Origin of the sequence: Nocardioides lijunqiniae (genome assembly GCF_015024225.1) — a bacterium.
Classification (GTDB): domain Bacteria; phylum Actinomycetota; class Actinomycetes; order Propionibacteriales; family Nocardioidaceae; genus Nocardioides; species Nocardioides lijunqiniae.
Genome location: NZ_JACJGM010000024.1, coordinates 1 through 11,076, shown reverse-complemented (window position 1 = coordinate 11,076; position 11,076 = coordinate 1). Strand labels below are relative to the sequence as shown.

The following is an 11,076-nucleotide window of genomic DNA, read 5'->3' as shown; positions in this document are numbered from 1 at the left end:
GGCTGGGGTCCTGGCCCCCCCCCCCCCCGGCGGGGGGGGGGGGGGGGCGCCCCCCCCCCCCCCCCCCCCCCCCCCCCCACGACCCGGGAAGAAAAATCAGGAAACGATGGCGAGGACGTCGCGGCCGGACAGGATGAGGAGCTCATCGCCGCCGTACTTGACCTCGGTGCCGCCGTACTTGCTGTAGATGACCTTGTCGCCCACGGAGATGTCCATGGGGATGCGCTCGTCGCCGTCCTCGTTGAAGCGTCCGGGGCCTACGGCCACGACCTCGCCCTCCTGGGGCTTCTCCTTGGCGGTGTCCGGGATGACCAGGCCGGAAGCCGTGGTCTGCTCGGCGTCGAGCGGCTTCACGACGATGCGGTCCTCGAGAGGCTTGATGTTGACCGACACGGTGTCGACCTCCACTTTCTCTGACTCTGGGGTTGATCTGCCTGGGAGGACGGCGTCCTCCCCACGTTGGGGCTTGCGGGGAGGTACGCCGTCGCGGGGGTCGCACCACACTGCAAGCTCTGGCACCCTCGTAGTGAGAGTGCCAACACCGAAACTAGCACTCGCACCACGTGAGTGCCAGCAGGGGGCGCGATCGCGGTCCTCAGAGCTCGCCGGCGTGCACGCGGCGCAGCGGGATCGGGGCCCCCACGCCCGCCGCCTCGTCGCGGTCCTCCGGCAGGGCGACCAGCACCCGGCGGAAGGTCAGCCTCGGCTGGTCGGTCGTCTCCGGGATCGAGAACACCGCGCGCGCCTTCCAGGAGCCGTCGTCCTGCGCTCCCACGTCGTCGCCCTCCTCCTCCGCGAACAGCCGAGGCTCGGCGCCCGGCACGCCGGCCAGGCGCAGGCGCACCTCGCTCGGCTGGACGTCGTAGGCGACGTAGCCCCCGGGGGCGTCGTAGCCGGCGTCCGGCGACCCCGCGCGGAAGCGCACCACGACCCAGGCGCGCCCGGCGGGCGCCCAGCCCAAGGGCCCGACGTACGGCACCGCGCTGCTGATGCTGGCCTGGCAGTCCGCGCCGAAGAACGTCACCTCCGGCTCCCCGGCGCTCAGCCCGGTCTCGGGGCAGTAGGCCCAGCGCTGGCTCGCGGCGTCCAGGTAGAGCGACCGGGGGCCGTCGCCCCGGGTGTCGACCGGGCTGTAGACGTCCTCGATGACCTGGGTGAGCCCGTCGAACTCGATCTCGAGGCCGACGTCGTCGACGTCCCCGGGCACGACCACGATCGCGGCGTTCGGCCCCTCCGAGACCAGCGACCCCACGGGGTGCTGCTCGCCGTCGGCGGTGAGGGTCAGCATCGGCTCGACGTCCTCGGGCACCGCCATGACGAAGGTGTCGCCGGGCACCACCCCCCGCTCCCAGGCGATCTCGACGAACCGGCGGCCCTCCCCCGCCTCGGCGCTGACGCCGGCCTCGCGCGCGCTGATCGAGTCGATCGAGGCGCGGGGGCTGCTCACCGTGAAGTCGAAGCGGCGACCGGGCAGGACGACGTGGCTGTGCCGGCCCTCGATGGAGCTGCCGAGCTTGGCCGGGATCACCTCGCCGACGTCCGCGCGGGGCAGGTCGTCGCCGTCGTCGGTGTCGCCGGAGCATCCCGCCAGCATCAGGAGCAGCGGGAGCACGGGGAGGAGCAGGCGTCGGGGCACACCGGGAGACTTCCGCCCGGCGAGGCCGGGCAAACGTCGCCTGACAGGATCACGGTGTGGACCTCGAGGCGTTTCGCTGGCTGCTGACCGAGCCCGGTCAGCGGCTGCTGGCCGAGGCGGCGGGGCTGGAGGAGCCCGACCCGCTGCGCGCCCAGACCGCGCTCCGGCGCCTGGCCTCGGCCGAGCACGCGGCCGCGGCGCTGACCCAGGTGCGGCTGCGCGAGCGGGCCGTGGCCAAGTTCGGCGAGCTCGCCGGGCGCATGTACTTCACCCCCGACGGCCTCGAGCAGGCCACCCGCTCCACGGTCGCCGACCACCGGGCGGGACGCCTCGCGGCGTTCCGGGCCGACAGCCTGGTCGACCTCGGCTGCGGGATCGGCGGCGACCTCGTGGCCGCGGCCCGAGTGGGGGTGGTGTGCGTCGGCGTCGACCTCGACCCGGTGCGCGTGGCCGTCGCCGAGGCCAACCTCGCCGCGCTCGACCTGAGCGGCGCCGTGGGCGTCGCCGACGCGACCGAGATCGACACCCGACCCTTCGACGTCGCCTTCGCCGACCCGGCGCGCCGCTCGGCGCGCGGCCGGACCTTCGACGTGGACGACTGGACGCCGCCCTGGTCCTTCGTCGAGTCCCTCCTGCGCCGCGACGCCTGCGTCAAGGTCGCTCCCGGCGTCCCCCACTCCCTGGTGCCCGAGGGCGTGGAGGCGGAGTGGGTGAGCGACCACGGCGACGTCAAGGAGGCCGCGCTGTGGTCCGGTCGGCTCGCGACCGTGCGCCGGCGGGCGACCGTCATCGGGCAGGGCGGGCTGGCCACCCTCACCGACGAGGACGACCCCGGCGCCGGCGTGCGCGCGGTCGGCGAGTACCTCTACGAGCCCGACGGCGCCGTCATCCGCGCCGGGCTCGTCACCGCGGTCGCAGCGGGCGTGAGCGGCGGGCTGCTCGACGAGCACATCGCCTACGTCACCTCGGACGCGTCGTTCCACACGCCGTTCGCCCGTGGGTACCGCGTGATCGCTGAGCTCCCCTACCGGGAGAAGGCCCTCAAGGCGGCGCTGCGCGAGCGCGGCATCGGGCGGCTCACGATCAAGAAGCGCGGCGTCGAGGTGGTCCCCGAGCAGCTGCGCCGGCGCCTGGACCTCGCCGGCGACGACGAGGCGACGATCGTCATGACCCGGGTGGCGGGCCAGGGCACGGTCCTGCTCGTCCAGCCCTTCTGAGCGGTCCTCGAGCCGTCCCGAGGCGTTCACCAAACGGCTTGCCCCGCACCCCTCGCGGACCGATACCTTGACGCCATGTTCGCAGCGCTCGGCCGTCTGGCCTCCCGTCGTCCGTGGTACGTCATCGCCGCATGGGTGGTGTTCGCCGGACTGGTGATCGCCCTGGCGCCCAAGCTCGAGGCGACCACCGACCAGTCGGAGTTCCTGCCGCGCCACTACGAGTCGATCAAGGCCGCCGAGCTGCAGGCCGAGGCCTTCCCCGACACCAACAGCTCGGTCGGCGGGATCATCGTCTTCGACCGCGAGGACGACGAGTCGCTCACGCCCGAGGACGTCGCGGCGGCGAACGCCGCCATGACCGAGGTCCAGGGCGAGCTCGGCGCGACGTTCGACGGCGTCCAGGCGCTCGACCCGCAGCAGCCCGAGGCCCTGGTCGCCCCGTCGGAGGACGGCAAGATCGCCTTCTCGATCGTGGCGCTCGCCGACGACGTGACCGGCTACGAGCCCAGTGCCTTCGACGACGTCGTCGACCTGCGCGACGACCTGGAGAAGGCCACCGACGGCACCGACCTGCGCTACGGCGTGACGGGCCCCGTGGCTCAGGGCTACGACTCCCAGGAGGCGTCCGGCGACGCGTTGGCGATCGTGGGTGCGGCGACGATCCTGCTGATCGTCGTGCTGCTCGCCCTGATCTTCCGCAGCGTCATCATCACGCTGATGCCGATCGTGATCGTGGGGCTCGTGTCGTCGGTGGCCAACGGGCTCATCGCCTGGGCCAACGACGTGTTCGACCTCAAGGCGAGCAGCGACGTCGAGGTGATCCTGCTCGTGGTGCTCTACGGCATCGGCACCGACTACATCCTGTTCTTCCTGTTCCGCTACCGCGAGCGGCTGCGTGACGGCGAGGCGACGCGCGACGCCGTGGCCCACGCCCTGGCCCGTGCGGGCGAGGCGATCGCCTCCGCGGGCGGCGCGGTCATCGTCTCCTTCATGGCCCTGGTGCTGTCCTCGCTGGGCATCTTCAAGTCCATCGGCCCCGCCCTCGCGATCGCCGTCGCGGTGACGCTGCTGGCGTCGCTCACCCTGGTCCCCGCCGTCGTCACGCTGCTGGGTAAGGCGCTCTTCTGGCCCTCGAAGAAGTATCTCGTCGAGCCCAGCTCCGCGCGGTTCACGGCTCTCGGCAGGGCGCTGGGCAAGCGGCCGGCGGCGTTCGCGATCGGCTCGGGCGGCGTGCTCGCGGCGCTGGCGGTCATGGCGTTCACGTTCACCCCGACCTTCGACCTGGGCGACTCCGGCGTGCCGGCCGACGCGGAGTCGACGGTGGCCACCGACAAGTTCACCGAGAGCGTCTCGGCGGGAGCCAGCGACCCGGGCTACATCATGCTCACCTCGCGCGACGGCGAGGAGATCTCGCAGGGCGACGCGACGGCGTTCGCCGAGACGATCGACGGCACCGACGGCGTGTCCTCGGCCCAGCTCGGTGCGTCGTCCGAGGACGGCAGCACCTGGGCGGTCACCGTGCTGCTCGACGAGGACCCCGCCTCCGACGCGGCGATCGCCGACGTCCGCGGGCCCGTGCGCGACGCCGCCCACGACGCGGCGCCGGACGGCACCCAGGCCCTCGTCGGCGGCACGACGTCGATCTTCGTGGACTTCCAGGCCGCGATGAACCGCGACTACAAGGTCGTGTTCCCGGTGGCCGCCATCGTGATCATGCTGATCCTCGCGCTGCTGCTGCGCAGCCTGGTCGCGCCGCTCTACCTGATGGCCTCCGTCGGGCTCGGCTTCGGCGCCACTCTGGGGGCGACCGCGCTGGTCTTCCAGCACCTCAAGGGCGACGAGGGCCTGATCTTCCTGCTGCCGATCTACATCTACCTGTTCGTGGTCGCGCTCGGGACCGACTACAACATCCTGATGATCGCGCGGCTGCGTGAGGAGGCGCGCGAGGGCAAGAGCTCGCGCGCGGCCGCCTCGCAGGCGCTGCGCCACGCCGGCCCGACCATCGCCGCCGCCGGCGTGATCCTGGCCGGCACCTTCGCCTCGCTGATGCTCGGCGGCAACTCGCTGCTGGTCTCGATGGGCTTCGCGATCTCGTTCGGCATCTTCGTGGCGGCGTTCGTGATGGCGATGTTCTTCACCCCGGCGATCACGGCCCTGATGGGCCGCGCGGCCTGGTGGCCGGGTCACGGTGACGAGACGGCGGCCGAGCGCGAGGAGCGCGTCGGCCCCGCCTGACGCACGAGGACCTGCCGCCCCGAGGGCGGCAGGTCAGCGCTGCGGCGCGACGTTGGTCCCGGACCGCCTGCGACGGCCCGGGACGGGGCCTCAGCCCAGGGCGGCCTTCTCGGCCGCCACCGACGTGTCGTCGCCGTGCCCGGTGTGGACGACCGTGTCGTCCGGGAGGGCGAAGAGCTGCGCGCGGATCGACGCCACGATCAGGTCCTCGTCGCTGAACGAGCGACCCGTCGCGCCGGGACCGCCCTGGAAGAGCGTGTCGCCGGTGAAGACGCACCCGAGCTCGGGGGCGTAGAAGCAGACCGCGCCCGGGGCGTGGCCCGGCGTGTGCAGCACCCGCAGCGTCGTCCCCGCGACGGCGATCTCGGTGCCGTCGGCGAGGTCGAGGTCCCAGAGCTCGTCGGTGTGGGTGAGCTCCCACAGCGGCTTGTCGTCGGGGTGCAGCATGATCGGCGCGACCACGCGGTCCCGCAGCGCGGGCGCCACCCGGGAGTGGTCGTCGTGGGCGTGGGTCAGCAGGATCGCCTTGACCTTGCGGTCCCCGACCACGGCCATGATGTCGTCGACGGAGTGGGGCGCGTCGATGACGACGCACTCGGCGTCGTCGCCGACCACCCAGATGTTGTTGTCGACCTGGTGGGTCTCGCCGTCGAGGCTGAACGTGCCCGACGAGACGGCGTGGTCGATGCGCGCGGTGGTCATCGGAGGACCACCACGCTGCGCAGCACGTCGCCCTGGTGCATCCGGTCGAACGCCGCCTCGACGTCGTCGATGCCGATCTCCTCGGTCACGAACGAGTCCAGGTCGAGCCGGCCCTGCTGGTAGAGGTCGACCAGCATCGGGAAGTCGCGGCTCGGCAGGCAGTCGCCGTACCAGCTCGACTTCAGCGACCCGCCGCGCCCGAAGACGTCGATGAGCGGGATGTCGGGCAGCGTCATGTCGGGCGTCGGCACGCCCACGAGCACGACGGTGCCGGCGAGGTCGCGGGCGTAGAACGCCTGCTTCCAGGTCTCGGGGCGGCCGACCGCCTCGATCACGACGTCGGCGCCGAAGCCTCCGGTGAGCTCCTGGATCGCCGTCACGGGGTCGACCTGGGAGGAGTCGACGATGTGCGTGGCGCCCATGGCCCGGGCCTTCTCGAGCTTCTGGGGGTCGATGTCGACCGCGATGATCGTGCCGGCGCCGGCGAGCGCGGAGCCGGCGATCGCGGCCACTCCGACTCCACCGCAGCCGATGACCGCGACGGACGTGCCGCGGGTCACGGCGCCGGTGTTGATGGCCGCGCCGATGCCGGCCATGACGCCGCAGCCCAGCAGGCCGACCGCCGCGGGTCGCGCCGACGGGTCGACCTTGGTGCACTGCCCGGCGGCGACCAGGGTCTTCTCCGCGAAGGCGCCGATGCCCAGGGCGGGGCTGAGCTCGGTGCCGTCCTCGAGCGTCATCTTCTGGGTGGCGTTGTGGGTGGCGAAGCAGTACTGCGGCTCACCGCGCTTGCAGGCCCGGCACTCGCCGCACACCGCGCGCCAGTTGAGGACGACGAAGTCGCCCGGGGCGACGTCGGTGACGTCGGGTCCGACCGCCTCGACCACGCCCGCGGCCTCGTGGCCGAGCAGGAACGGGAAGTCGTCGTTGATGCCGCCCTCACGGTAGTGGAGGTCGGTGTGGCACACCCCGCACGCCTGCACCTTCACCAGCGCCTCCCCCGGACCCGGGTCGGGCACGTTGATGGTGACCACCTCGGTGGGCTGCCCCTTGGCTCGTGCGACGACCGCCTTGACCTGCTGCATCCGTGTCCCCTTCGTTTCCTGCGCCGTGACTGCTGCCTGTGGTGCTCCATGCAACCGTATGGGTCGCCCGGTCGGGCAGGGGGTGCCGAGGTCGGGACGGCGGATTGCAACCATCCGGGCGGGCCCCGCGTCTTGGACACGTGAACGACTGCACCACGACCCTGCCAGCCGGGGCGCCTCCGAGGCCCGACACTGGGCTCATGGGTGCGCGCCTGGCCGACCGTGACGCGGAGTTCACGGCGTACCTCGAGGCCCGCCAGGCCCGGCTGCTGCGGACGGCCTACCTGCTCACCGGCGACCGGCACCAGGCCGAGGACGTCCTGCAGACGTCGCTGGCCAAGCTGTACCTCGCCTGGGACAAGGTCCGCGACCGCGACTCGGTGGACGCCTACGTGCGCCGGATCATGGTCAACGAGAACAACTCGCTGTGGCGTCGCGGCTGGAAGCGGCGCGAGCACGCCACCGAGGTCGTCCCGGACCGCGAGGTGAGCGACACCTACGACGAGGGTGTGAGCGCCGCGCTGTGGGAGGTCGTCCAGTCGCTGCCCCGCAAGGCGCGCGCCGTCGTGGTGCTGCGCTACTACGAGCAGCTGACCGAGGCCGAGACCGCCGACATCCTCGGCATCTCCATCGGCACCGTGAAGTCCCAGTGCAGCCGCGCGATCGCCACGCTGCGCGACCGTGTCCCGTCCGAGCTGGACCCTGCCCACCGGGAGGAGGAGCGATGAGCAACCACCACGAGGACCGCCGCTGGGAGTCCGAGATGAGCCGCGGGCTGGACGCGCGGGCCAGCAACCTCGACGACGCACCCTTCTCGCTCGAGCAGGTGAAGGGGCGAGCCACCCGCATCAGGCGTCGGCGTCGCCTCGCCTCCGCCGGGGCGGTGCTCGCCGTGGCCGCCGTGCTCGTGCCCGTCGGCGTGCTCGCCGGGCAGGGACCGGGCGAGGACCCGGACCTGCCGCCTGCGAGCCGCAGCTCGGACCCGACCGTCGTCCCGACCACGGGCTCCGACGCGGGTGGCACGGGTCTGGGCGCCGACTACGTCGAGGGCCGCACCTGGGTGCGCTCGGACGGCGCACCGGTCCGGCTGCCGGCGGCGTACGACGCCGGGGTGCGCCTGGGCGACCTGCTCGTCGGCGTCCGCAACGACGACGACACCGGCATCGACACCCTCGACCTGGTCGACGGGGACGGCGACGTCACCGAGTCGCTGCGCGGGGTGGTCGCGGGACCGGTGGTCAACGTCGAGGGCACCGCGATCGCCTACGTCACGACGGCGGGTGAGGTCGTCGTGCGGGCCGCCGAGGAGGGCGAGGGGCGCACGGTCGCCCGGGGGCTGGGCGCGAGCGTCCAGCCCGCAGCCCTCGTCGGCGTCTGCGACGCGGACGACAGCGGCTGCCGCCTCTACGTCTCCCACGGCGACGGCACGAGCCCGCCGCAGGTGGTCGGCGCTGACGGCTCCGTGCGGGAGGTCGTCGAGGACGGGTCCGCTCCCCTGGCCCTGCGCGACGCCAACGCCGACGCGGTCGCCGCGCTGCTGTCGTCCGAGGGCGGCACGGGCTGCTCCACCCTCTACGACGCCGGCTCGCTCGACCCCCTCTTCGACACCTGCACGTACGCGCTGCTCGACCTGGCGCCGACCGGGCAGGACCTGGCGGTGACCCACGCGGACGGCGACGGCGAGGGCCACGCCTGGGTCGCGATCCTCGACGAGGACCGGCAGGAGGTCGCGCGTCTCGAGCCCGACGACGGGACGGTCCGGGACGAGGTGTGGGCCGAAGACGGGGCGCTGCTCGTCACGGCCTACGAGCGGGTCCAGCGCACGTGGACCCTGTGGCGGCTGGTCCCCGGCTCCGAGCCCGAGCGGGTCGCCGCCCGCGGCGGCGCCGCGGAGGACGCGCCGACCTACCGGCTGGTGGGCTGACGGCGGCTCACGCGAAGGGTCAGGCGAGGGTCACTCGAAGGTGACCGAGGCGAGCACCGTGTCGACGATCTCCTGCCGCTCCGCCTCGGGCAGCTTGCGGTCGAAGCTCATCGCCACGAGCAGCGCGAGACCGTCGGCCACGGTGCCGAAGTCCTCGGCGTACGTCGTCTCGGTGGCGCGGCCCGCGATGTGGTACCACTCCTGGCCCGCGACCGTGACCGGCTCCATGATCTGGGGCTCGCGCAGGTAGGGGCCGTTGCGCAGCCGCGTCTGGGCGACCTCCTGGAGGGAGAGCTTGCCACCGCCGAAGTCGGGGAGCTCCTGGATGTAGATGGCGTTGATGTCCTTGCCGATCTGCGCGGAGTAGGGGTCGCCCTCCTTGGTGACCGTCCACCCCTCGGGGGCGCGGATGGCGAGCCGCTCCACGCGCACCTCCTCGCCCTCGGCAGGCTCCGGGGAGGGGTCCTCGCTGGCGCTGGGGGACCCCTCGGTGGCCTCCGGGGAGCTCGCGGACGCCGTGGGCGACTCGGAGCCGCCGGGCTCGCCGGACGGGTCGTCGTCCGAGCATCCCGACACGAGCACCAGGACGAGGGCGAGGGCCGTGACCGGCCCGAGCGTGCGCATCACGTGACTCTCCTCCGCTGTCGACGAGGCCACACCCTAGCCGGACCCAGGTGTCCCGCCCGTGTCACGTTTGGGTCGACGACGCCGGGGGTAGGCGGGTCTGGCACCGTAGTGGCGCACGCGGAATCAACCGGACTCACGTGGACTCGAGGAGAGAGAAGGACATGGCGGGAGAGGCTGACTACAACGAAGCCACGACCGCGCTCGTGGAGGCGACGTCCTCCGCGGACGTCGCGGTCGCGGTCGACGGGATCATGGGCTTCCTGCAGGGCATCGAGGTCGACGAGGCGACGATCAACGCCATCGTGGGCATCCTGGAGAGCAGCATCGACGGGCTCGGGCTCCCCCTGGACAGCGTGCCGTCCGCGGCCTTCGGCGGCGCCCAGAGCGCGGCCGTGCTGGCCCACCACACCGACCTGGCCCACGACAAGGTGCGCGAGGCGATGAAGGACATGGTGACGGGGCTGACCAGCTTCCGCGACGGCGTCGACAAGTACGTCTCCGGCGTGCGCAGCGCGGACGAGATCTCGGCCGCCGACTCCACGGGCCTGCTCACCACGGTCGAGGCGTTCACGCCCTGCCTGACGCAGCCCGACGTCACCACCAACAACTCGTGTCCCGCACCGTAGGAGACTTCTGATGGTCACCGGACCCCAACAGCTCAGGCTCGAGCAGGCGCTCTCCGGCGCCTCCGAGGCCGCCCTGGAAGGCGCAGGACGGGAGTGGCAGCGCTGCTCCGAGCTCCTCCTGCGCGTCGCCGACGCCCTCGACCGCGCCGCCCAGGCGGAGAGCTCGATCGGCGGGCACACCGGGCCGGCGATGGCCAAGGCGTTCCGCGCGTCGGCCACCGGCATGCGCAAGAAGCAGGACGAGCTGCTCAAGGGCAGGGACGCCCTCAACCTGGCCGCCGGCGCCATCGAGCACGCGCGGCTCGAGCAGACCACCATGGACAAGAAGCACCCGCAGAAGCCCCACCCCGGCACCTACTACCCGCCGGTGGACACCAAGGACGGCTCGGACACCACCGAGAGGCAGGCGCACCAGAGCAAGGTCGACGCCTACTCCAACGCCCTCGAGGCGCGCGAGGAGGCGGCCCGCAAGGCCGCCGACAAGATCGACACCGACTTCGCCGACGCCACGCAGCAGATGAAGCAGATCCACGGCATCCCCGACCCGGTCGCGCCGCCCCTGACCCCGGGCGGGACCACCCCTCCGGGCGGCTCGACGCCTCCGATCAGCGACGGTGGCGGCAAGAACCCGCAGCCGGTCAACCCGGTCCACCCCGTGCAGCCGCCGGTGCACCCGATCCACCCGATCAACCCGGTGCAGCCCGTGCAGCCGACCCCGATCGACAACAACCCGATCACGGTCAACCCGCAGCCGCCCACGACCAACCCGCCCGTCTACCAGCCGCCGCCGCCGGTCGAGCCCCCTCCGGGCGCGGTCCCGACCGGCCCCGGCGGCGGTGCCGGCACGATCGGCGGCGGCGGCGGTGGCATCCCCGGCGCCGCGATCGGTGCGGTCGCCGGTGGTGGCATCGCCAGCGCCGCGGTCGGCGGCATCCGCAGCATGATGGGCGCCGCGAGCCCCGGCTCGGCCTCCGGCCGGCCGATCGGCGCCTCCTCGCGGGCCGGCGCGCCGGGCGCGCTCGGA

Annotated in this window: 10 protein-coding genes and 1 pseudogene; 6 read left to right on the top strand and 5 right to left on the bottom strand. The window is 72.9% G+C overall.

Annotated elements, in window-relative coordinates:
- Positions 1–96: 96 nt before the first annotated feature.
- Complete coding sequence (groES, locus tag IRQ30_RS15415; RefSeq protein ID WP_134738243.1) at positions 97–393, bottom strand: co-chaperone GroES; 297 nt, start codon at positions 391–393, stop codon at positions 97–99.
- 202 nt (positions 394–595) lie between these two features.
- A complete protein-coding gene (locus tag IRQ30_RS15410; RefSeq protein ID WP_193613906.1) occupies positions 596–1,636 on the bottom strand; it encodes a hypothetical protein in 1,041 nt (346 codons plus the stop codon).
- Positions 1,637–1,692: 56 nt separating this feature from the next.
- Between IRQ30_RS15410 and IRQ30_RS15405 the strand changes: the two genes are divergently transcribed.
- Both IRQ30_RS15405 and IRQ30_RS15400 read left to right on the top strand, forming a co-directional pair.
- Entirely contained in the window at positions 1,693–2,853 is a 1,161-nt protein-coding gene (locus tag IRQ30_RS15405) for a THUMP-like domain-containing protein (RefSeq protein WP_193613905.1), read from the top strand.
- A gap of 75 nt (positions 2,854–2,928) precedes the next feature.
- A complete protein-coding gene (locus tag IRQ30_RS15400) occupies positions 2,929–5,088 on the top strand; it encodes an MMPL family transporter (protein WP_193613904.1) in 2,160 nt (719 codons plus the stop codon).
- Positions 5,089–5,178: 90 nt separating this feature from the next.
- On the opposite strand, the gene IRQ30_RS15395 is transcribed toward IRQ30_RS15400, so the two are convergent.
- Together IRQ30_RS15395 and IRQ30_RS15390 are read right to left on the bottom strand one after the other, a co-directional pair.
- Positions 5,179–5,790, bottom strand: a complete 612-nt coding sequence (locus IRQ30_RS15395; protein WP_193613903.1) for an MBL fold metallo-hydrolase — start codon at positions 5,788–5,790, stop codon at positions 5,179–5,181.
- Positions 5,787–6,875: an S-(hydroxymethyl)mycothiol dehydrogenase gene (locus IRQ30_RS15390; protein WP_193609496.1), complete on the bottom strand. Its 1,089-nt coding sequence runs from the start codon at positions 6,873–6,875 to the stop codon at positions 5,787–5,789. The genes IRQ30_RS15395 and IRQ30_RS15390 overlap by 4 nt, the downstream gene beginning before the upstream one ends.
- Positions 6,876–7,075: 200 nt before the next feature.
- Here IRQ30_RS15390 and IRQ30_RS15385 point away from each other — a divergent pair, with 200 nt between their 5' ends.
- Both IRQ30_RS15385 and IRQ30_RS15380 read left to right on the top strand, forming a co-directional pair.
- Positions 7,076–7,603 carry a SigE family RNA polymerase sigma factor gene (locus IRQ30_RS15385; protein WP_193613902.1) on the top strand — a complete coding sequence of 176 codons (528 nt, stop codon included), beginning with the start codon at positions 7,076–7,078 and terminating at the stop codon, positions 7,601–7,603.
- Positions 7,600–8,799, top strand: a complete 1,200-nt coding sequence (locus IRQ30_RS15380; RefSeq protein WP_193613901.1) for a hypothetical protein — start codon at positions 7,600–7,602, stop codon at positions 8,797–8,799. Before IRQ30_RS15385 ends, IRQ30_RS15380 begins: the two co-directional genes overlap by 4 nt.
- A gap of 30 nt (positions 8,800–8,829) precedes the next feature.
- On the opposite strand, the gene IRQ30_RS15375 is transcribed toward IRQ30_RS15380, so the two are convergent.
- Positions 8,830–9,426, bottom strand: a complete 597-nt coding sequence (locus IRQ30_RS15375; RefSeq protein WP_193613900.1) for a hypothetical protein — start codon at positions 9,424–9,426, stop codon at positions 8,830–8,832.
- A gap of 161 nt (positions 9,427–9,587) precedes the next feature.
- Between IRQ30_RS15375 and IRQ30_RS15370 the strand changes: the two genes are divergently transcribed.
- Positions 9,588–10,052, top strand: a complete 465-nt coding sequence (locus IRQ30_RS15370; RefSeq protein ID WP_193609492.1) for a hypothetical protein — start codon at positions 9,588–9,590, stop codon at positions 10,050–10,052.
- Between the two features lie 10 nt (positions 10,053–10,062).
- A pseudogene (locus IRQ30_RS15365) lies at positions 10,063–11,076 on the top strand (hypothetical protein); the annotation flags it as partial.